This window comes from candidate division KSB1 bacterium, from assembly GCA_034506335.1.
Lineage (GTDB): Bacteria > Zhuqueibacterota > Zhuqueibacteria > JANLFK01 > Oleimicrobiaceae > Oleimicrobium.
This window is the reverse complement of record JAPDPR010000024.1, coordinates 1-20,683: the sequence shown is the minus strand read 5'-3', so window position 1 is coordinate 20,683 and position 20,683 is coordinate 1. Positions and strand designations below refer to the sequence as shown.

The 20,683-nt window shown below is 59.8% G+C and carries 20 protein-coding genes; 4 read left to right on the top strand and 16 right to left on the bottom strand.

Features of this window, described 5'->3' with window-relative positions:
• Window positions 1-14 precede the first annotated feature (14 nt).
• The 13 genes from ftcD to ONB25_08550 form a co-directional block, all read right to left on the bottom strand.
• The gene (gene ftcD, locus ONB25_08610; GenBank protein ID MDZ7392939.1) at window positions 15-1,688 is read right to left on the bottom strand and encodes a glutamate formimidoyltransferase; all 1,674 of its coding nucleotides are present in this window, start codon (window positions 1,686-1,688) and stop codon (window positions 15-17) included.
• 7 nt (window positions 1,689-1,695) lie between these two features.
• The gene (locus ONB25_08605) at window positions 1,696-2,733 is read right to left on the bottom strand and encodes a transglutaminase-like domain-containing protein (GenBank protein MDZ7392938.1); all 1,038 of its coding nucleotides are present in this window, start codon (window positions 2,731-2,733) and stop codon (window positions 1,696-1,698) included.
• A 31-nt stretch (window positions 2,734-2,764) separates the two neighbouring features.
• Window positions 2,765-4,474 carry a hypothetical protein gene (locus ONB25_08600; GenBank protein ID MDZ7392937.1) on the bottom strand — a complete coding sequence of 570 codons (1,710 nt, stop codon included), beginning with the start codon at window positions 4,472-4,474 and terminating at the stop codon, window positions 2,765-2,767.
• Window positions 4,471-5,598 carry a flavodoxin-dependent (E)-4-hydroxy-3-methylbut-2-enyl-diphosphate synthase gene (gene ispG, locus ONB25_08595; GenBank protein MDZ7392936.1) on the bottom strand — a complete coding sequence of 376 codons (1,128 nt, stop codon included), beginning with the start codon at window positions 5,596-5,598 and terminating at the stop codon, window positions 4,471-4,473. Before ispG ends, ONB25_08600 begins: the two co-directional genes overlap by 4 nt.
• A 50-nt stretch (window positions 5,599-5,648) precedes the next feature.
• Window positions 5,649-7,481 (bottom strand): DNA primase, encoded by a 1,833-nt coding sequence (dnaG, locus tag ONB25_08590; protein MDZ7392935.1) that lies wholly within the window; start codon window positions 7,479-7,481, stop codon window positions 5,649-5,651.
• Window positions 7,482-7,566: 85 nt separating this feature from the next.
• The gene (locus ONB25_08585; GenBank protein MDZ7392934.1) at window positions 7,567-8,175 is read right to left on the bottom strand and encodes a hypothetical protein; all 609 of its coding nucleotides are present in this window, start codon (window positions 8,173-8,175) and stop codon (window positions 7,567-7,569) included.
• Window positions 8,176-8,199: 24 nt separating this feature from the next.
• The gene (locus ONB25_08580) at window positions 8,200-8,994 is read right to left on the bottom strand and encodes a class II aldolase/adducin family protein (protein MDZ7392933.1); all 795 of its coding nucleotides are present in this window, start codon (window positions 8,992-8,994) and stop codon (window positions 8,200-8,202) included.
• Between the two features lie 3 nt (window positions 8,995-8,997).
• Window positions 8,998-9,282, bottom strand: coding sequence for a EutN/CcmL family microcompartment protein (locus ONB25_08575; GenBank protein ID MDZ7392932.1), 285 nt, complete (start codon window positions 9,280-9,282; stop codon window positions 8,998-9,000).
• A 3-nt stretch (window positions 9,283-9,285) separates the two neighbouring features.
• Window positions 9,286-9,570, bottom strand: coding sequence for a EutN/CcmL family microcompartment protein (locus ONB25_08570; GenBank protein MDZ7392931.1), 285 nt, complete (start codon window positions 9,568-9,570; stop codon window positions 9,286-9,288).
• A 30-nt stretch (window positions 9,571-9,600) separates the two neighbouring features.
• Window positions 9,601-9,897: a EutN/CcmL family microcompartment protein gene (locus ONB25_08565; GenBank protein ID MDZ7392930.1), complete on the bottom strand. Its 297-nt coding sequence runs from the start codon at window positions 9,895-9,897 to the stop codon at window positions 9,601-9,603.
• 66 nt (window positions 9,898-9,963) lie between these two features.
• A complete protein-coding gene (radC, locus tag ONB25_08560; protein MDZ7392929.1) occupies window positions 9,964-10,653 on the bottom strand; it encodes a DNA repair protein RadC in 690 nt (229 codons plus the stop codon).
• Between the two features lie 33 nt (window positions 10,654-10,686).
• Window positions 10,687-12,681, bottom strand: coding sequence for a heterodisulfide reductase-related iron-sulfur binding cluster (locus tag ONB25_08555; protein MDZ7392928.1), 1,995 nt, complete (start codon window positions 12,679-12,681; stop codon window positions 10,687-10,689).
• Between the two features lie 177 nt (window positions 12,682-12,858).
• A complete protein-coding gene (locus ONB25_08550; GenBank protein MDZ7392927.1) occupies window positions 12,859-13,446 on the bottom strand; it encodes a TetR family transcriptional regulator in 588 nt (195 codons plus the stop codon).
• 271 nt (window positions 13,447-13,717) lie between these two features.
• Between ONB25_08550 and ONB25_08545 the strand changes: the two genes are divergently transcribed.
• From ONB25_08545 to ONB25_08530, 4 genes are all read left to right on the top strand, one after another.
• Window positions 13,718-14,107 carry a DoxX family protein gene (locus tag ONB25_08545; protein MDZ7392926.1) on the top strand — a complete coding sequence of 130 codons (390 nt, stop codon included), beginning with the start codon at window positions 13,718-13,720 and terminating at the stop codon, window positions 14,105-14,107.
• 129 nt (window positions 14,108-14,236) lie between these two features.
• A complete protein-coding gene (locus tag ONB25_08540) occupies window positions 14,237-15,721 on the top strand; it encodes an outer membrane protein transport protein (protein MDZ7392925.1) in 1,485 nt (494 codons plus the stop codon).
• A gap of 88 nt (window positions 15,722-15,809) precedes the next feature.
• On the top strand, window positions 15,810-16,595 hold the full coding sequence (locus ONB25_08535) for a hypothetical protein (GenBank protein ID MDZ7392924.1): 786 nt from the start codon (window positions 15,810-15,812) through the stop codon (window positions 16,593-16,595).
• A gap of 82 nt (window positions 16,596-16,677) precedes the next feature.
• Complete coding sequence (locus tag ONB25_08530; GenBank protein ID MDZ7392923.1) at window positions 16,678-18,822, top strand: TonB-dependent receptor; 2,145 nt, start codon at window positions 16,678-16,680, stop codon at window positions 18,820-18,822.
• A gap of 120 nt (window positions 18,823-18,942) precedes the next feature.
• On the opposite strand, the gene ONB25_08525 is transcribed toward ONB25_08530, so the two are convergent.
• The 3 genes from ONB25_08525 to ONB25_08515 all read right to left on the bottom strand — a co-directional run.
• Window positions 18,943-19,488: a D-lyxose/D-mannose family sugar isomerase gene (locus tag ONB25_08525; GenBank protein ID MDZ7392922.1), complete on the bottom strand. Its 546-nt coding sequence runs from the start codon at window positions 19,486-19,488 to the stop codon at window positions 18,943-18,945.
• A 47-nt stretch (window positions 19,489-19,535) separates the two neighbouring features.
• A complete protein-coding gene (cdaA, locus tag ONB25_08520; GenBank protein MDZ7392921.1) occupies window positions 19,536-20,306 on the bottom strand; it encodes a diadenylate cyclase CdaA in 771 nt (256 codons plus the stop codon).
• 27 nt (window positions 20,307-20,333) lie between these two features.
• The coding region (locus ONB25_08515) for a dihydropteroate synthase (protein MDZ7392920.1) at window positions 20,334-20,683 on the bottom strand (350 nt) is incomplete at its 5' end.

Below are 20,683 nucleotides of genomic sequence, written 5' to 3'. Positions count from 1 at the left end.
GCGCAACAGGCTCCTCACGAAAGCTTGCCCGCAACAACATGCAACACGCGCTCGGCCATGTCCTTGGCTTGTCTTTCCACCCGGTCGGCAGTGGAGCGCGCAGCGGCCACAAACTCTTCATCCTCGAGGGAGCCAAGATTGATGCGCACGTTAAGCGCGGCCCCTTCCGCAGCCGCTCTGGCCATGGCCGCGGCAACCCCCGCATCGCTGGCCGCGTTGGCCAAGCCATGTTCGGCAACCACCATTGCCAACTCCAGCACCTGCAGTGCCAGCTCCATGACCTTCGCTGGCACCTCGGTGGCTCGGCGCGTCGCCTCCTGAATTGCCACATGCCGGGCCTGCTTCTGCTCCTCGCTCTTCTTGGGCAGAGCAAAAGCATCCATGACTCTGTTGAAGGCCCGGGTGTCCTCATCCACAGCCAGGAGCAAGGCGTCTTTGAGCTCCTGCGCCTTGATTGCCACGTCTTTCAACTGGGAGGCGACACCTTCGTACCCCTTCTTGCCTACGGTCAGATTGGCCACCATTGCCGCCAAGCCGGCAGCAAGGGCGCCAGCCAGAGCCGCTACGCTCCCCCCACCTGGGGCGGGCGAATCGGTGGAGAGCTCGTCTACAAAGTCGCCAACATCCATGCCCACGAGCGTCCCGCGCCGCTCGCCAACCTGATACTCGATGATCTTCTTGGCAGGGTCAAACGGCGCGATGTCGTTCAACCCCAATGAGCGAACAGCGATGTCGACCAGGTCTTTCTCCGGCAGGCCTGGGGAACGCCCCTGTTTTTCCAGATAGTACCGGCCAGCCATGAGCAGCGCCTCCAGCGGGATGAGCCCAACCAGCTCGCTGCCGGTCACGCGCAGACCCAGGAGCTCCGCTTCCTTACACACCTCGTCAAAGACCACGTGGGGCGGGGTAATCTTGTAGTTGACCAGGTTGATAGACACCTGCGCCTGCTTGTATTGCGGAATGTACCAGCCCACCGCTTTCACTGCCTGGAACTTGCCCGGACGCCGCAGCGGGTTTCCATGCTCATCGCGGAGGATGTTACCCTCAGCGTCGCGCTGCAGCCGGCCGCTCTCGCGAATGTTGAGCGCGATCTCTTGTGCCAACCGTCGGTCGCGCGTGTTCAGGTTGATGTTGTAGGCAATGAGGAATTCCCGAGCGCCAATTACCGCGGCCCCAGCCTTGGGATTGAACACCGCCGGCCCAAAGTCGGGTGCCCAGGCTGGGTCTTTGAGCTTCTCGGGCAGGCCTTCGTATTCGCCTTGGCGAATGTCGGCCAGATTCTTGCGCTCCGGACGGGTGGCCGCCTCCTCGTAAAGGTACACGGGGATACCTAACTCCTCTCCGACCCGCGCACCGAGCTGCCGTGCCAACGCCACGCAGTCGGCCATGGTGCAGCCGGCCAGAGGTACAAAGGGACAGACATCCGTGGCACCAATGCGGGGGTGCGCCCCGCGATGCTTGCTCATGTCGATGAGTTCCGCCGCCCGCTTGATAGCCTTGAACGCCGCCTCAACCACTCCCGCCGGGGTGCCCACGAACGTCACCACCGTGCGGTTGGTGTCAGCGCCCGGGTCCACGTCCAGCAGCTTCACTCCTTCCGTATCGACGATTTCCCTCACAATGGCATCGATAACGGCCCGATTCCTCCCCTCGCTGAAATTCGGCACACATTCGACCAGTTGCTGCATGCGCTCCCTACCGTTCCTCAAATGACCATGTGTAACTGTGCCTGACCTTGCCAGCGACGCCTTCCAGCGCAAAATCGGATATCACCATCAAGCGCGAGGTGCCGCTTGGTTCTAAACCAAAGTTCCTCAGCCAGCGACCGCGCACCCGCGGCCAAAGGAGTATGTTCGTCCCTTTGGAGACGATGATGCGCTCATTGTCCAGATGGGCAAAGTACCGCTTAAGCACCGCCTCAGTGGCCTGGCTCGGGCTCGCGCGCTCGGCCGCAGCCGGATCGGCCGGCACCCAGCCGTAATTGGGCAGATAGAACTCCGCCCAGACGTGAGCACCTCGGTCGCCAGTGGTGTAATGTCCGCAGACTATGCGCGCGGGGATGTCCACCGCACGGCACATGGCAACAAAGAGCATGGCAAGCAAGGCACTGTCGCCGCTTCCCGTGGACAAAGCCTCGCGCACATCGTAGCGCTCCACCTTGTCAGCATAGCTCATGTTGGCCACAATCCAGCGAAAGAGGAGCCGCGCGCACAGATAGGGGTTTCGCTCCTCACCCACTGCCTCGCGGGCTAACCTGCGCACCTGGCCACCTGCCTGGATGCCATCCTCCGACCTGGTGTAGCGCCGCACAAGCTCACTCCGTCGATCGTAAGAGCCCACCTGCTCTGGGTCGATCGCGTAGGTGACTTCGAACGAGGTGATGAGCATGCTCCGTCTGATGATCAACGAGTCCCCTGCCAGCCCGATTTCCTTGACCCAGGCATCTATCAGGTTGCCGTGGTGGGGGTCAACAAAGGTCAGCGCTGGGCGCGCGCCCTGCCATCGGGGCTCATGGGCCCACTGCTCATCCCAGCTTCGCGGTCGACTGATCCAGACCAGCAGCCGGCAGGACTGACCTTCTTTGCCTGCACGCGCTCCCTCTTCCGGCTGCGTGGACGGTTTGGCCACGCCCTTCCAGGAAAAGTCCACGAGCCAGGTGCGCGGATTGGTGTAGACGCCTGCAGGCCTCGTCTCTATCTGCTGCGCCCAACAAGAGCCCCACCAGAGGCCCACGAGGCCGAGGACAAAGGCGAGCCCGCTTCGCCTACACCGCCTTAATCCGATAGCCTGCGATCTTCGGGTCGTTGTTGAAAATCCAGGCGACCACTTCACCGATGCGAATCTCCTTCCACAAGTAGGTGGACAGACCAAAGGCTGCCGAGCCCTCGCTGACGAAGCCGGCAGCCGAGCGCAGCATCTCCCGGAAGCGTTCCTGCCACAGGGCCCAGTTTTGCGGCCGAAGGTCGACCCACCCCTTGGCAGCCCAGCGCTCAACCGCCTCCGGTGTCACCGGCACCGTCCACTCGCCACGATATTCGGGGATGTTTACGCGTGGACCGCGCATGATATGCCTGCCATCAGGCAAAAGGATGGGGAGCCCGATCGAGGTGATGACGTGCCGAATAGGGTGACGTTTCAGGTAGTTGCACAGCGTCCGTGAGATCTGCTCGGGCCGCTCCGCCACCACCGCCTCAAGGGTCTTGTACTTGATCTTCAGCAGGTGCGCCTCGTACAAGAGCTTGGACAACTCCGGCGGGCCCAGCTGGCCGAGCGCCACACTGTGGGAGTTGGTGCGCTTCTCCAGGGCTTGCATCTCGTTGATCACCGGTTGCCTCAGGTAACCGGCGCGATAGCTGGGGTCCATCACCGCGCCGTCGATAGCGGCGATCACATCCTTGCCGGTGTTGCTGCCCTTGATTTCCAGGACTATGTTCTGCGCAATCTCCTCCGGCGTCACAAACTCCATTTGGTACATGGAGGTAATGGCCTCGAATTCACCCAAGGTAAAAAATCCATTCTCACCCGTGTCCACGCCCACCATCATCAGCTCGCCCACCTCGGTAAAGTCACGGCGCGGTGCCAAATTCATCTGCTCACCGAGCGACTCCACCTTGCTGGCAAATAGTCTGACCGGCTCGTTGTGTCGACGAATGGTGCGGTAATCAACCTTGCGGTACCCGATCATCGCGGCGGGCTTCAACTCCTTGACGATGGGCCCTCCTGGGGTGCGGGCCAGTAGAAAGAGGAGCCCGGTGTGCGCAAAGGCGACCGCGGTCTTGGACATGAGGCGTGCGCTCGGCTTGTCTTCGCTATGGGTGTAGGGGATGTTCAACCCCATACCACCCGTGCCAGTTGTCCCCACTTTGACCAGCACGCGCGTACCCACTTGCACCATAGCATCCCAAACTAGCTGCACGTGGCGAATGAGCTGCGGAATGGATTGGCTGACGAGCAATGTTTCGATGAGCCGCACGTCGGCCTTGCTCAAGTGCAGCTCGCTGTGACCGCTCTTGACGGCCTCCTCCCACCTGTCGCGCAACATGTGCGCAATCTCCAGGGACGTCGTATGCACGTCCTGATAGCTTATGCCCGTAGCAGTGTTGATGGTATCCACGATGACGGCCGGTTTGTATTGTAGTATGATTTCCACCAACTTGGAGGTAGCGAAGGCGGATTCTTTGTCGCCAAAGACGTCGTCAAATACCGCGCGCCGCCAGGTATGGCTCTCGAGGATCTCGGCGCGATCCTTTTGGGAAAACTCCGCCCTCGTGAACACATTCCCCCAGCATCCCTCGAACTGCACCCCTGGGAACTCTTTCTGCAGTTCCTTCAGTGCCTCGCGCACTTCGCGCTGGTACAGCGAGGCAACCACCAGACGCGCCGGCTTCAAGTCTTTGGCAATGCGCCGGCAGACCTGGAACCCTACCAGCCCAGCCCCACCGAGGACCAATACGGTCTCTTCGCTTCCGCTCATAGGCTCCCCTCAGCTTCGTTCTTAGTCTGTGCATGCCCTTCTGTGGGCCATGCGTCAATTTCTTGCACAAGTCGCTGCACGATCTCGGCTTCCGGTATCTTGCCCACCACGGTGCCGCGGCGGAAGAGGAGGGCGGTATGTTTGCCGCATGCCACCCCCAGGTCGGCCTCCCGTGCCTCTCCCGGACCGTTCACTGCGCATCCCATCACAGCCACAGTGAGCTTCTTGTCCATGCCCACAAGCCGGTGTTCAAGCTCCTCTGCGATGCGCACCACGTCCACCTCGGTGCGGCCGCACGTGGGGCAGGCAATGACCGTGAGGCCGCCCCGGCGCAGCTGGAGGCTCTTCAAGATTTCGTGGCCCACGCGCACTTCTTCCACCGGGTCGCCTGCGAGCGAGACCCGGATGGTGTCACCTATCCCTTCGGCCAGCAGCGTGCCGATGCCCACCGCCGACTTGATGGTGCCGGTCCATTTCGTGCCTGCCTCGGTTATGCCCACATGCAAAGGGAAATCAACCTGCGTGGCCACAAGCCGATAAGCCTCAACGGTGGTGCGCACGTCGGAGGCCTTCAGGGAGAGGACGATGTCTTCGAAGCCGAGCTCCCGGCATAGCGCCACGTGGCGCAGGGCACTTGCCACCAGCGCTGCAGGCGTTGCTCCGCCGTGTTCTTCGTACAAGTCCTTTTCCAGTGACCCCGCGTTCACGCCAATACGGACCGGCACGCCCCGGCTCTTGGCCTCGCGCAGCACCAGGCGGGCGCGCTCCGCGCCACCGATGTTGCCGGGATTGATGCGCAGTTTGTGTACCCCGGCCTCCAGAGCTGCTAACGCCAGGCGATAGTCGAAATGGACATCCGCCACCACCGGGATGGGCGATCGCCGCACGATCTTCGGCAGGGCCGCGGCCGCGTCGCGGTCTGGCACCGCTACGCGCACGATCTCGCACCCGGCCTCCGCAAGCCGCTGGATCTGGCCAAGGGTGGCAGCAACATCGGCAGTCTTTGTCTTCGTCATCGACTGCACGGAGATCGGCGCACCCCCGCCAATGGCAACGCTGCCCACCATCACCCTGCGCGTCCGGGCACGGGCACCAGCCTCTGCGGCACCTGGAAGTTTAGACATTTCCACCCCGAAATTCAAGCTCTTTTCACCCTTGATTCACAGTGGGCCGCTCACGCTTGTTGCTTACCGCTAAGAGTCGCATCCCCTCGTGTCCGCCACTCATCGATCCGCTTGAGCTCTTCGGCCAGCTGCTTGTAGTACATGACTGCCTCAGTGGTGCTCTGTCGTGCCGCCTGCAGCTCTTTGATGCGGACGCGCACCGCCCGCTGCTCCTCCTCCAACGGACGCCGCCTGAGCACGGCAATGGCGTCCCTCATAAGTTGCTCCCTTTCGGCAAGAGAGAGCCCGGGTTGGCGCTCTTCTTCGGTCGTAGCAGCCACAACGAGGGAGGCCAGGTCCGGATCGGCATGAAAGGCGACGCTGCCTGTGGGGTCCAGGCGCTGGCCGCGGTCCTCGGCAGCCCAAAGCTCCGCCACGAAGGCCTGGAGCCCCGGATGTCGAAAGTGATCGGCGTTCAAGTACTGGCGAACCTTGGGGATAATCTCGGGATAGCTGACCATGAGCGAGACCAACAGCTTTTCCGCCTGATCAGCACGCGATAGTGCTGGGCCAGTCCCGGCCACCGCACCTGTCTTGAGGTCTTCCCACCGCTCGCCGCGTCGCAGGCGATTGACCGTTGCCGCAAGGAAGCGCTCATCCATCTCTAGCATCTGCGCCACTTGCTGCACCACCAAGTTGCGCTTGATGTCGTCGGGAATCACCGCAACAGAGTTCAGCACGGTGTGAATTGCGCGTGCTTTCTTCTCCGGAGTCTCAAAAAACCCTGCCTGGCGCAAAGAGCCGATTTTGAACTCCACCAGACTTTGCGCTTGTCCCACCAGAGTAGCCACCGCCTCGGCGCCGTGCTCGTTGATGAAACTGTCCGGGTCATGCCCACTCGGTAGACGCGCCACCCTCACATCCAAGCCCTTGGCGATAAGAATATCGGCACCGCGCACTGCCGCCGAAGAACCGGCCGAATCGGCATCGTACAGGACCACGACCTGCTCACAGTAACGCCGTAACAGTGCGGCCTGTTCCTCGGTCAGCGCCGTGCCCGAAGAAGCCACCACGTTGCGAATGCCCCGCTGGAACAGACTCAGCAGGTCTATGTAGCCCTCCACCAGAATGGCAGTCTCGCTCTGGCGAATATAGTCCTTGGTTTGGTAGAGGCCATAGAGTGTGGTGCCCTTCTTGTAGACAATCGTCTCCGGCGAGTTCATGTACTTGGCCTGCTCGTCTTCTCGGAGGCGCCGACCACCAAAGCCCACCACCTTGCCCATGACGTCGAAAAAGGGGAACATCAGTCGATGCCGGAACCGGTCGTAGTAGCCGCCGTCGTCCCTGGCCACCACCAGGCCCGCTGCGTTCAGAGCCTCCACGCTCACCTTCTTGCTAGCGGCATGAGCAATGAGAGCATCCCACCGGTCAAGTGCATAGCCGAGGCCGAACTTGCCCAATACCTGCAGCTCCAGGTGCCTGGACTCCAGGTAAGCCCTGGCAGGAGCTCCCTCTGGGGCTTGGGCGAGGTTGCGATAGAAGAACTCGGCGGCCAGGCGATTGGCGGCATACACACTCTCCCGCAAGCGCGCCTCCTGTTCGTCCAGCGTCTGGAGGGCAATGGAAATCCCAGCGCGCTGCGCCAGTCGCAGCACGGCCTCGGGGAACGTGATGCCTTCGATACGCATGAGGAAGGTGAAGACGTTTCCCCCCGCACCGCACCCGAAGCAATGAAAGATTTGGCGTTGCGGGTTGACGCTGAACGAAGGGGTCTTCTCGGTATGAAAGGGGCACAGGCCGAAGAAATTGGTGCCTCGCCTTTTCAGAGTGAGGTAGGCAGAGACTACCTCGACAATATCAGATGCTTCGCGGACCTCATTGATTTTGTCTTCAGGTATGCGCACCGCCATCCTTGCGTCAGAGCGGCCTGTTCCTGTCTGTTGGCTTGCCTGCTGGAAGGAGAGGAACGGTACGGACCGCAAGCAGCCGCTAGTGGAACAGCCGTTCCAGTTTCTGCAGTGGTACGCGCGCGGCGTAGCGCTCCGCAGGTTCAGCACTGCGGAGGTTGTAGCCCCGTACACGCACCACCCTATCTCCCCCCACTACGGTCGCAAGCTCCGCAGTCTGGTCGCGCTCCACAAACTTACGAACCCATCGCCGTCCGTCGATGGTCACCAACTTGCTCCCCTCACTGGCCCTCTCCATCTCTCGCGGATTGGTGAGCCACACCATGAGATCACCGGCCGCCAGAGAACCTATTGTGATCTCCACCTCCACCATCTGCGCGCTATTGGACTTTGCATACTGCCGCCACACCCTGAGCCCTGTGATGAGCATGTCCTCATCCGCATCCGCATTGGTCATCTGGGCTTCCCAGCCCCGCTCGGGCTCAGGGAGCAGCTGCTCCACGCCAGCCACGATCACCTTGTTGAGCTCGGACAGGGCCTGGCGCAAAAGCTTCGCTCCTTCCAGGTACCGGCCCTGTTCGCACGCCTGTTGCGACCTTTGGAACAACCCAGTCAGTGCGTCTTTCTCCTGGGCCTGTAGTGAGCACCCTGTCACTCCCAGCAAGAACAGAAATAGGCAGCGCAACCCCATAGTACCCTCCCCTCTGTCTAGGTCTTACTCCGACGAACCCCGCAGCTGGCCAATCATGCGCGCGGCAGTCTCCTCCTCTACCCGTGCCAGTTCGGCGTAAAGGTCACCTGAGCGAGGTTTATCCTCAGAAGCTCTTCCCTCGGCCTCACACGGCTCGCATGCCGGACGTCCATGGTCCAGTCCCAGCCTCTGGCGCAAATCCAGCAATTGATTCACGCGCTCCGTTTCCAGCACATTCACCCTACCCAGCTGTATCGCCACCAGCATGATCTTAGCGAAATGCTCGATGGTTTCCATCCGGTAGTGGGCCTGGATGAGGGTACGGCCGATGGTGAGCGCCCCGTGGTTCGCCAGGAGCACTGCGTCGTGGTCTTTGAGATAATCGCGGATCACCTGCGGGAGCTCTGGCGTGCCGGGTGTGGCGTATTCTGCAAGAGGGATAGCGCCCAAGCTGATGATGACCTCCGGCAGCACGCACTTGGTGAGAGGGATTCCCGCCACTGCAAATCCGGTGGCTGTAGGCGGGTGGGCGTGCACCACCGCCCGCACATCCGGTCGATGCTTGTAGATGTCCAGATGGAGCAGGGCCTCTGAAGAGGGCTTCAGCGTGCCACCGATCTGGTGCCCTTGCATATCCACCATCACCAATTGGTCAACCTTCAGAAAACCTTTGCTCATCCCTGTGGGCGTCATGATCACTCGGTTCTCGTCAATGCGCACGCTCACGTTGCCGTCATTTGCCGCCACATAGCCGCGCTGATAGATGCGCTGGCAGATGTCGATGATCTCGCGCTTGATCTGATAGACTGATTGTGTCACTTGTCACCCTCTGTGTTCTGCGATCATGTCAAAATGGTCAATCACCCCCACCACCACGCTGCGCACAGGCACCTGTTTCATGCCCAAGATGTCGGCGGCTGCCCTCCCCTCCTGCGCCACCAGAACCAGGTCCCCCTCCCCAGCATCTACACTGTCAACGGCAACGATCAGGTCGTGCAGGGGCGTCAGGTCCGGAGCTACCGGCTGCACCAGAAGCAGCTTTCGTCCGTTGTAGCAGGACTTTTTGATGGTGGCGTGAATGTTACCCACTACTCTGCCGATGATCATGCCTCAGGCCCCCTTCTGCTCCGGAGCGACATAGATGTCATCCAGTATACCCACAATGGAACAGTCGGAAGGGATGGAGCGGCCGTCGATGGCATAGCACGCTTCGCGCGCGCTGACCCAGTAGACGATTTCGCCCTCACACGCGCCCACCGCGTCGGCAGCAATAAGCGGTTTGCCCAATGGTTGCAGGTTCTTATCCAGCGGCTGCATGACGTACAGCTTCACTCCTTCCAGCTGTTCGTCCTTGCGCGTGCACCAGAGCTTACCGATGACTTTTCCCAGCTTCATCAACCTCGCCCTTCCGCAACCACCAGGCGCCTACTCCCTGAATTTCTGAAAGACTACCTTCCCCTCCAGCTCCAAGGTATCGACAATGCCGATAATGCTTGTGTCGGTAGGCGTGGTCGTCATGTTTTTTGCCATGCGTGCGGAACTGCCACGCACGATGAGCACCACCTCTCCTTCGCCTGCGCCCACGGTGTCTACCGCCACCAAGTAGGTCGAGGTAGGCTTTGCCTCTGGGGTAAGCACATTGACGATGAGCAACTTGGTTCCGTCGAGTTTTTCGTCCTTGCATGTAGACACTACCGTGCCCACAACGCGAGCAATTTCCACCTTGGTCTCCTCGGTTCCTCCGTCCTACCCTATGGGACCATTATCCAGCTCTTTATCGTCCCTCGTTCACAACAAACCCTCGTCTGCAAAGCTGAAGTACGAGTCTTTTCCTACGATGACATGGTCCAAGACGGTGATCCCCACCAACTGGCAGGCCTCTTTGAGCATCCTCGTGATGTTGCGATCCTCCGGCGAGGGGGACGGATCGCCGCTTGGGTGGTTGTGGACGAACACCACTGCGGCTGCCTGCTGGGTCAATGCCTCATAGACTACCTCGCGCGGACTGACCACGCTTTCGGTGAGGCTCCCTTCGAAGATGGTCTTTTCCGCTAACAGCTTGTGCCGACTGGTGAGGAGCAGTACCTTGAACACCTCGCGAGGGAGGTCGCGCATGTGCGCACGGACCACTTCGTAGACATCCGCGCTGGAGGCGACCCTCTCGCGCACGCGGCTCTGCTCTCTGAATAGGCGCTTGCCGATTTCCAAGGCCGCTTTGATCTGTGCGGCCTTGGCCGGGCCGATGCCGTCCTGTCGACAGAGTTCGGCGGCCGAGCGCCCATCCAAGCCGCGGAACCCTTGGCATTCCTGGAGCAGGTGCCGCGCCAGGTCCAGCGCCGTGGCCTGTCCGGAGCCGGTGCGAAGAATGATGGCCAACAGCTCCGCGTCAGCTAGTCGCTCTGGGCCGTGGGCCAAGAGCCGCTCTCGTGGCCGCTCCTCCTCCGGCCATTCAGGAATCTTTGCCACATAACGCCCCACCGTAAGACCCCTCAGGATCGGTCTTCGTGTGCACTACAGCGCTTGCTCCACGAGTTGGGCAATATCCATCACCCGCATCTGTTCCTCAGCGCCTCGGTCTTTGACCCCGTCATCCAACATCACCAGACAGAAGGGACAGGCCACCGCCACTGTCTGTGCGCCTGTGGTCAGGGCCTCATCCGCGCGGGCATGGTTGATGCGTGTACCCAGCTTTTCCTCCATCCACATCCGTCCACCGCCTGCACCACAGCAAAAGCTTCTCTGCTTGCGCCGCGGAAGCTCACGCACACCCGTTGCAGCAACTGCCCGCAGCACCTGTCTCGGCTGTTCATAGATGCCGTTGTATCGACCAAGGTAGCAGGAATCGTGGAAAACGACCGTGCCCTCAGCCGCGCGTGCTGGGCGCAGGCGTCCTTGCGCCAACAGTTGCGCCAAAAGCTCGCTATGGTGCACCACCTGGTAGGTGCCGCCAAACTGCCGATACTCATTTTTCAGCACGTTGTAGCAGTGGGGGCAGGCCGTGAGCACTTTCTTGACGCCGTAGCGGGCGAAAAGCTCCACGTTCTGCTGCATGAGCGTCATGGCCACGTACTCATTGCCCGAGCGGCGGGCTGGATCCCCACAACAGCTTTCTTCTGCGCCCAGAATGGCATAACTCACACCTGCGGCGTTGAGCACTCGCGCCAGGGCGCGCGAAATCTTGACCGCCCGATCATCAAATGAGCCCGCACACCCCACAAACCATAGGTATTCGGCATCCGGACGGTCCTGGATCGCGGGGACCTCCAGCCCTTCAGCCCATGCAGCGCGGGAAGCACTGGACATCCCCCAAGGGTTTGCGTTAGTCTCAAGGCCCTTGAACGCCAGGCTGAGTTCCTGAGGGAAGCGCGCCTCCATCAGCACCAATGCTCGACGCATGTCCACGATCTTGCGCACATGCTCCACGGCTACCGGACAGTGCTCCTGGCATGCGAAGCAGGTGGTACAACTCCACAGCACATCCTCGGCAATAGCGCCACCCAGCAGCGCCCTGGCAGCTCCGCTATCACCTCCATCCCCGCGAACCTTGGCCTCCACGTCCATCTGTTCGCGCAAGTCCAGAATGAGTTGCTTAGGCGAGAGGGGTTTCCCGGTGGCATGTGCAGGGCAGACATCTTGGCACCTCCCGCACGAGGTACAGGCGTCCAGGTCGAAGAGCTGCTTCCATGTGAACTCGCTCATGCGCGAGACGCCGAAAGTCTCTGAACCCTCGAGGTCTATGGGGAGCAGCTCACCGCGCGCTCCCAAAGACCCGAAGTACACGTTGGCCGGCGAAACAAAGATGTGGAAAAGTTTCGAGTAGGGAATGTAGGCTACAAAACCCATCGACAGTACCAGATGACCCCACCACAAGAGGCGATGCATGGCCAACTTTTCTGCCTCCGGCATGGTCGCCAAGAAGGACGCCAGCCAGTTGCCCACCGGTGACCATGCCCTCCACGGCGAACGCGTCACCGCCAAGCGTGTGGCTTCGATGAAAAAACCGCTGATGCCGATGAGCAAAAGCATGCTGAGCAAAACCGCATCATCTGCGCGGTTGTTCAGCCGCTGCGGCCGCAGCACATAACGGCGAAACAACGCAATCAGCAGCCCCACTATGAAGACCACACCGAAAAGATCCAGGACCAAGGAGTAGTACAGGTAGAACCGCCCGTACAGAATCTTGAGCCCAAAGTCGGCCTGAAGCAAGACGATGAGGGTACCGATAAAAAGCACCACAAAGCCGAAAAAGATGGCGGCGTGCATCAGTCCCGGGAATGCGTCTCGCACCACAGCCCTCTGCAAGATGCCCTCCACGAACACCTTCCACAGCCTGCGCAGAGGCTGGTCAAAGCGCTCCTCAGGCTTGCCCATCCTCCACAGCCTGACCCGGCGGTACACGCCATAAGCAAACACTGCTAACGCGACCGCGAACAGGAGGTAAAGCCATCCGTAGCCGGGGATGTTCCAGTAGATTTGCCGCGTCGGCTTCGTGAGCATCTCTGTCATATTGCAGCCCTTCCCGTCCTACTTCACCATGCCGCTCGTGTCCGAAACATGCAAAGGTGGCGTTCAGCTTCTTAAGTTCTCATCGGACCAACAGGTCCATCTACCCGCATTCTCGTTCAGCCGTTCCGAATTTATCACTCTTTGGCAAAAAGTCAAAACCTTTTTTCTGCCGCAGCCTTAATGGGGGTGCGCAACCAGACCTTGTACGAAAAGATCTGCTACTTGGTCCGCCAAGTCGCTGAGGCCGCGTTTGGTCCTCTTGGACAGAATCCAGTTGGTGGCCAGACCGTCCAACGCCCCGAAGATGGCCTGCTTGGCGATGCTGGGATGGACATCTGCGCGGAATTCACCGCTCTGTTGCCCCTCCTCGACAATGCCAGCAATGACGTCCAAGTACTCCTTGAACTTTGTTCCCGGGTACTCGTGCATGAACTTGGCGCTCTGCCGCAGCTCCACCACAATCACCATGGCCAAATCTTGGTTCTTCTCCACCATCTGGAAGTGGAGCGAGGCGAACCTGCGCAGCTTGCTTGTCGCTGAGGTCTCCTTTGCCAACTCCCGGCGCACGTGGGCCAGGATGGGCTCCATCTCGGACTCAAACAGAGAAATAAGGATGTCGTCCTTGCTCCTAAAGTACAGATAGGTCGTACCATCGGCCACCCCGGCGCCCCGCGCTATCTCCGACACTTTGGTGTGGAAAAAGCCCTTCTTGGCAAACATCCTCATCGCCGACTTCATGATTCGCTCGCGTTTGTCTTCTCCCATGGCCCGGCTCCTCCTACGCCAGAATCTGCTCCCAACTCACGTCTAGAGACGACCGACATCTGCACTGAATGAACTGCCATTCATAAATGTACGACTTATTCGTTCAAAATCAAGGCCTTTGTTGAATGAGCTTCAGAGGTCTGAACTCCTTTATTCTTAGTGAAATAAATCTTGACAATCTCGCAATTTTTGCTATCTTAGTAAACAGGTTTGGCGGTGAAATCTTTTTCCGGAGTCCCCAAGACGTCTGGCACCAACTAGTGAGGAGAACATGATGCAGGTGGTCTTTCTTGTCGGACGAATAGTCGTGGGGGTCTATTATCTATTCAACGCAATCAATCACTTTGCCAAGTTGGGACCGATGAGTGCCTATGCGGCCTCGAAAGGTATTCCAGCTGCAAAGGTGGCGGTGGTGGTTTCTGGCCTCCTCCTCCTGGTGGCAGGCCTGAGTTTTCTGACGGGCTACCGCCCCACGGTGGGAGTGGTCGCGCTGGTGATCTTTCTGGTGCCGGTCACATTCAGCATGCATGCGTTTTGGAAGGTGCAAGATCCCATGGTGAGAATGAGCGAGATGATCAACTTTACGAAGAATCTGGCCCTGCTTGGTTCGAGTCTCATGTTCCTTGCAATACGTCAGCCGTGGCCTTTTTCGCTCCGATGAGTGAAACAACCAACGCCGAAAGGAGGTGAGGTGCTCGGATTCAAGAAAGGAAAGTCGCTGAGAAGCAACGGTGTGGCAGGATGGGCGGAAGTGGAGCAAGTCAAGGGAAGAAACAGCACGGAGGAACGCATGAGAAGACCCCTTTTTGCCCTGTCACTGGCGGTTGTGCTCGCTCTGGCATCGCTCACTGTCGTGTTTGCATCGGGAGTAGCCTTGACCGGCATTGGGGCGCGGGCAACGGCCCTGGGGGGTGCATATCGCGGCTTGGCCAATGACTGGAGTGGCATGTACTGGAACCCCGCCGGATTGACCCAGATCAAAGGGCTTCACTTTGGCGGCAGCTTCGAGATCGTCGCCCCCAAGGGCAAGTACCTGGCTAGTCCAGCGATAGGTGCGCTGCGGGACGCCGAGGTGGAAAACGAGCCGCAGACCTTCTACCTGCCAGCCGCCGGGTTTGTTTACGGCATGGACAAGTTGGCCGTCGGCATCTCGGTGTTTGCCCCCTTCGGCCTGGGCTCCAAGTGGAATCTCCTTGAGACCGGCACGTACAACCCCCTGTATCCCGACATCGATGTGGAGGACGACCTGAAGGTCATCGATATCCACCCCTCCATCGCCTACCAGGTGACTGACAAGCTGTCCGTTGGTCTCGGAGTGAGCATTGTTAGCAACCAGATTGAGATTCGCCAGCCAGTCTTCACACCGAATCCGTTGAAGCTCACCCCGCTGAACCCGCTGCTGACGCAGCTTGGGCTTCTCGCTCGGCCTTTTGACCATTTGCTGACCGAACAGAAGCTGGTAGGAGACGGATGGGGCTTCGGGGCCAACCTCGGTCTCCAGTACAAGGTCACCGAGTGCCTGACGGTAGGTGTGGCCGGGCGTTACTACCTTGACCAGGGTTTGGAAGGGACCGTGTCGATGCTCACCTACACGGCAAAGCCCACTCCGCAGCAATTCAACGCGCTAAAGGCGCAGCTAGACGCACTCCTGGCCGGCGGCCAAATTGACCAGGCAAGTTACGCCAAGGCGCTCGGCGTCTATTCCGGGGCAACCATCAACCCGCAGACGCAACAGCCTGCTACTGCGCCGGTGGAGGTCGACGTCACCGCCGATCTGCCGTTGCCCATGGAGGTCGGATTTGGCGTCGCCTACACGGGCATCCAGAATCTCCTTGTGGCGGCGGATGTGGCCTTCACGCAGTGGTCGGCTTGGGACATCATCAAGATCAAGAAGGCGGACGGGACCGACTTGGGTGAGCTGACCGAGGAGTGGAAAGACGCTATCCGCGCCAGCCTGGGCCTGGAGTACTCGTTGCAGGCGTTCAAGGTGCGTGGCTTTTTCTACACCGAGCCAGGGGTACCTCCTGACCACACGCTGAATCCCACCATCCCGGACATCAACCGTCGCTACGTGGCGGGAATCGGTGTGGGCTACCAGCTCCCCTTTGGCATGGTGCATGCCAGTGTGGAGAAGATGTTCATCGGCGATCGTACCGTGAGCACCTGGGCCGAAGTCAAGGATGCCACTGGCATGGTCACCAGCTACGACAATATGGCCGGCACTTACAAACTTGACGCTCTGAACTTCATGGTGGGTGTCGATATCAAGCTGTAACGCCGGTCCGAGGCACATAGGTGCCCCTTCTTCGGGCGCTACGAGGGAGGGGCACCTTTTTTTGCGCAGACTTGAGGGCACTTGGCCAATGAGAAACCTGCTTACAGCCCTCGCTGCTTTGAGCCTTGCGCTCGTGGCGTGCGAGGTCGACAAGGGGCTTGGTCCCCTCACCAGCGGCATCAGCGGCACCATTACCTTCCATGGTACCTGGCCGGAGAATACCGAGCAAATCCTGGTGGTGGCTTCCACCGACTTTCCACCCAAGGGAATAAGTCAGCTGGATGTGGGCGAGCCTCTCCCGATCGGTGTGGATTCCGCCCACTACACCATTTTCCTGCCACCAGGACTCTATCGCGCCGTAGCGGTGGTTTGGAAGGAGAAGGGCCACGAGTGGAATGTGAACAACATCATTGGTGTCTACTTCGTCGGCAGCGACTCGTTAAGTCCTGGTCAAGTGGAGGTGCCTCAGAGGACGGTGGTGAAAGGGATCAACATGGGAGCCAACTTCAAGCGGGCACGCCCCTACTTCGAAAGCTCCATCAACGGCGCTCTGCACATTCACGGCTCCTGGCCCGCAGGCGCCCAGAACCTCTTCGTGGTAGCCTCTCTGAGCCCTTTGTCCGTGACGAAACTGCCGTCGCTCCTGGACCTCTACATCAGCGGCTCCCTGCCCATTGGTGGCACGGAGGTTTCTTACACCATCTCCGCCCCACCGGGCACCTACTGGTTCCTTGCGGCTATTCTTCTCGAACAGGGGGCCCCCATCGGCTTGACGAGCATCAAGGGATTACGCTTCGGGCCGGTGGTGGTGCCTGACGGCAGCACCAGGCTGCAGGGTATCGATATCGATGTCTTTCTCGGCGGCAGCCAGTAGCCGCCAAGCGAGCAGGACCAGCCATACGGTTCAGCCAACAAACCATCGCCATTGAGGGTTGACCATGCAGCTACAAAGACAAATGTGGGCCGCCCTGACGACAGTCGCGTTGTGGGCTGCAGCTGCGGCGCCGGCAACAGCACAGCGATACGGTTCCATTGCTGGGACGGTGCTGTCGGCTCAAACTCGCCAGCCGATCCCGGGAGCAAGCGTCATGCTAGAAGGCACCCTTTTGGGGGCGGCCACCGATGCGCGCGGCAATTTTCTCCTCCCTCGAGTTCCTCCCGGTCGGTACTCGGTGAAGGCGTCGATGATTGGCTTCGCCATCGTGTCAAAGCCCAATGTAGAAGTTCGCGCCGGCGAGCGCACTGAGCTCGTGATCCTTATGGAGGAGACTATCATCGAGGCGCCTTCAGTGGTGGTCACTGCAAGCAAGCGTTATCAAGAGATTGCCGATTCACCGGTGAGCGTTTCTGTGGTCAGCCAGGCCCGCCTAAACCAGATCGGCGAGTTCAATCTTGAGCAGATACTGCAATATGCGCCTGGCGTCAACTTTATGGGCAGCCAGGTGAACATCCGCGGCTCTTCCGGCTACAGCCACGGCGCCGGCACGCGGGTGCTCTACCTTGTAGACGGGGTACCCATCCTCCCCGGCGATAGCGGGGACATCAAGTGGGATCTTATCTCGCCCGGCCAGATAGACCACATCGAGATCGTTAAGGGCGCGGGCTCGGCTCTCTACGGTTCCAGTGCCATGGGAGGGGTGATTAACATCATCACCAAGGAACCCACCCCGCGTCCTGTGACACAGGTCCGTTTGCTTGTTGGCTTCTACGACCAACCTGCTTACCCCGAATGGCGCTGGACCGATAGGCTTCTGCACTTCAACGAAACCAGCATCAGCCACAGTCGGCGCTTTGATGGCGGGGAGCTGATGATTGCCGGCGGACGGACAGAATCGCTCGGTTACCGCGAGAACGGCAACCTCTTGCGTTACAATTTGACTGCTAAGCTTGGCTGGCGAATTTCGCCCCAGGTGCACCTGGCGTTGACCAGCAATTGGAACGGCTCGGAGTATGGCAGCAGCTTCATGTGGCAAAGCCAAAACCACCCACTGCAAGCGCCCGAAGCAGCAGTGGGCGACAAAGTCAAATCCTGGAAGGCAAATTTCAACGCCGTGTATCGGCATGCGCTGAGCGAGAAGGTGGGGCTCAAGGGGCGACTGTCCTACTTCCGCAACCGGTGGGAGAACTTTTTCCATGACAACAACGACTACTCATCTGCGGAGAAGGTGGGGTTTGAAGTGCAGAGCGACTTTCTGCCCGGCCGCGGTCATGCGCTAACGGCAGGTGTGGAAGGTACATTCGATCGGGTACAGTCGACCATGTTCGACAATCACGAAGCTTACAACCTTGCCTTCTACGCGCAGGACGAGTTCAAGCTCCCGTGGCGTTTCCAGCTCACTGTCGGCGGTCGCTTTGACCTCAGCCACATCGACATCGGCATCGATGACCAGCAACTGAGCCCCAAGGTGGGCCTGGTCTGGAAGGCGCGGCAGGGGACAACGCTCCGCCTGTCCTCCGGCCGCGGTTTCCGCGCGCCGAGTGTGGCAGAGCGGTTCACAGACGTAGTGGTTTCCGGCTTGCGGGTAGTCCCGAACCTCAACTTGCGTGCGGAATCAGCCTGGTCGCACGAAATAGGCGTCAACCACCAATGCACTCGCTACTTGCTGGCCGATCTGGCCTTCTTCCACAGCCAATATCGTGACCTGATCGAACCGGAGCCTGACGCCAGCGGCACGGTGAGGTTTGTGAACGTCACGGAGGCAAGGATCCGTGGCCTGGAGGTTAACCTCCAGGCTAGCCTCTGGCGGGGACGGTTGACGCCGGCGTTGTCGTACACGTTTCTCGAGCCCTGGGACCTTACTGACGATGACTATTTGGCCTACCGGGCACGCCACTTGCTGACCGCTACGGTGAGCGTGAGCTACGGCCCGCTGCGCGTGGGCGCGGACTACCGTTACGTGAGCCGATTGGAACGGGTGAAGGTTTATCCCCGGGATCAACGTGTGCCGCAAAAGGTGACCGACGTTCGCTTGGGGTACCGCCTGTTAGGCGCCGAAATCGGGTTTGATGTGGCCAACCTGTTCAACTATAACTACACGCAAGTGGAGCGCACCTTGATGCCAATCCGCCATTACACTTTCACCATCGTCCGCACCTTCTGAGCCCCGGATGCGGCCGGCTCGGCCATCCCCGGCGTTGCAAAGTGCAAAGGGAGACCCATTTGGCGGGTCTCCCTTTTGCACGCTCAGGTGGGAAGAACCAAAAAAAATGCCACTCCTTCCTTAGCCTTCCACCACCGGGATGCGCTCAATCTCGGGGTCGGTGAAAACGTCGGCCTCGTCACGGCTGGTGGTGGAAAACTCGGAGACTATCGCCCCTTTCGGTCCTGCCTGAAACCAGTGCAGAGTGTCTGGGGGGAGGGTATACTGCATGCCTGGAGTCAATACGACCTCATGCCATACGGTATACCACCGTTCACGCCCCTTAGGAGGTTTAGCCTTAGGGCTGGGCGTCGGTTCGCCGGGTACGTACAGGTACACGGTACCCCAACGGCAGCGAAACGTTTCCTCCTTGCCAGGTTCGCCGGAAACTGGCGGATGACGATGCTCAGGACAGGTCTGAAAGGGAAAAAGCACCAGCTCCTTGGCACACACGCGGTCGGTGTTCACGTACACCACGAGCTCCAGCCCAGTGCTTTCCAGCTCTCCAAGGCCAAAGTCGGCCACCTCGATATTCCGCTTCTCGTCCTCTGTGAGGACGATACCCGCTTTCTTGAGCAACTTCAGTGCCCGCTTTCGCGCCTTCTCGGCCTGTTCACGAGTAATCATGCGCGTCGCCTCCTCGCTTTGTGACGCCTGTCCCTTCCATCGGTTCACTATGTGGGAGTAATGCGCAGGTCCTGCTCAAGCTCTCTGCGCATCCCTTGCTCGTCGAATCCGCGTTTGAGAATACCCTTGTAAGCGATGGAAATGGTTCCTGTTTCCTCGGAAATCACGATTACCACCGCGTCGCTCTCTTCGCTGAGGCCCACTGCAGCCCGATGCCTCGTGCCGAGCGTCTGGTCCAGCTCCTGGCTTTCTGAGAGCGGCAAAATGCAGCGTGCAGCTTCGATGAGCTCGTTCTGAATCACGATCGCCCCATCGTGCAGGGGTGACCTAGGATTGAAAATGGACACAATGAGGGGCATAGAAACCTCGGCCTGCAACCGCACACCCGTCTCCACAACTGTGCGAAGGCCTGTCTCCTTTACCATCACTATGAGCCCACCGTAGCCGCGTTTGGAAAGCTCGATGCTTGCCTTAATGACCTCTTCCACCGTGCGCGTCCCAGCAACGCTCACGAAGTAGCGGGCAAGTCGCGTCTGTCCCAAATAGATGAGGAGCCGGCGCAATTCCGGTTGGAACACCACCACGAATGCCACCAGCCAGATGGTCTTCAGGTTCTGAAAGAGCCAGCTCAGAGCACCCAAGTTAAACAGTGGCGCCACGACCGAAAGGACCAGGATCACCACCAGGCCCACGGTCATCTGGGCGGCGCGGGTGCCGCGGATGAAGAAGTAGACGCGATAGAGCATGTAGGAAATGACCACGATGTCCAGCACGTCGAAGGGGGTCACGGGAATGAAGCCTATGCGAAAGAGTACCACCTCGAGTTCTCCTTGCGCATATTCCACTTAGGACACCGATGCTACCTTAGCCGCAATGGCATCGGCTACGGCGACAACCCTCCGTATGGCCTGCACGTCATGCACGCGCACGATATGGGCGCCGCCCAGCACGCAGGCGGCCACTGCGGCTGCTGTGCCTTCCAGGCGCTGGTCTGGGGGCAGTCCGGTGACCGCACCCACGAAGGACTTACGACTCGGTCCCACCAACAAAGGCAACTGCAAACGAGCGAACTCTTTGAGCCGGCGGATGATCTCAAAATTGTGCTGCACCGTCTTGCCGAACCCTATGCCCGGGTCCACCACCAGGCAGGAACGAGGGATGCCTGCCTGTTCGCACGCCGCGACGCGCTCCTGGA

Bases quoted from the DNA above. Each gene is read 5' to 3' on its own strand.
- ONB25_08545 (MDZ7392926.1), top strand. From the start codon at position 13,718: ATGATGCAGGTGGTCTTTCTTGTCGGACGAATAGTCGTGGGGGTCTAT.
- ONB25_08550 (MDZ7392927.1), bottom strand. From the start codon at position 13,446: ATGGGAGAAGACAAACGCGAGCGAATCATGAAGTCGGCGATGAGGATG.
- ONB25_08585 (MDZ7392934.1), bottom strand. From the start codon at position 8,175: ATGGGGTTGCGCTGCCTATTTCTGTTCTTGCTGGGAGTGACAGGGTGC.
- ONB25_08525 (MDZ7392922.1), bottom strand. From the start codon at position 19,488: ATGATTACTCGTGAACAGGCCGAGAAGGCGCGAAAGCGGGCACTGAAG.
- ONB25_08540 (MDZ7392925.1), top strand. From the start codon at position 14,237: ATGAGAAGACCCCTTTTTGCCCTGTCACTGGCGGTTGTGCTCGCTCTG.
- ONB25_08535 (MDZ7392924.1), top strand. From the start codon at position 15,810: ATGAGAAACCTGCTTACAGCCCTCGCTGCTTTGAGCCTTGCGCTCGTG.
- ftcD (MDZ7392939.1), bottom strand. From the start codon at position 1,688: ATGCAGCAACTGGTCGAATGTGTGCCGAATTTCAGCGAGGGGAGGAAT.
- ONB25_08575 (MDZ7392932.1), bottom strand. From the start codon at position 9,282: ATGATCATCGGCAGAGTAGTGGGTAACATTCACGCCACCATCAAAAAG.
- ONB25_08570 (MDZ7392931.1), bottom strand. From the start codon at position 9,570: ATGAAGCTGGGAAAAGTCATCGGTAAGCTCTGGTGCACGCGCAAGGAC.
- ispG (MDZ7392936.1), bottom strand. From the start codon at position 5,598: ATGTCTAAACTTCCAGGTGCCGCAGAGGCTGGTGCCCGTGCCCGGACG.
- ONB25_08600 (MDZ7392937.1), bottom strand. From the start codon at position 4,474: ATGAGCGGAAGCGAAGAGACCGTATTGGTCCTCGGTGGGGCTGGGCTG.
- ONB25_08530 (MDZ7392923.1), top strand. From the start codon at position 16,678: ATGTGGGCCGCCCTGACGACAGTCGCGTTGTGGGCTGCAGCTGCGGCG.
- ONB25_08555 (MDZ7392928.1), bottom strand. From the start codon at position 12,681: ATGACAGAGATGCTCACGAAGCCGACGCGGCAAATCTACTGGAACATC.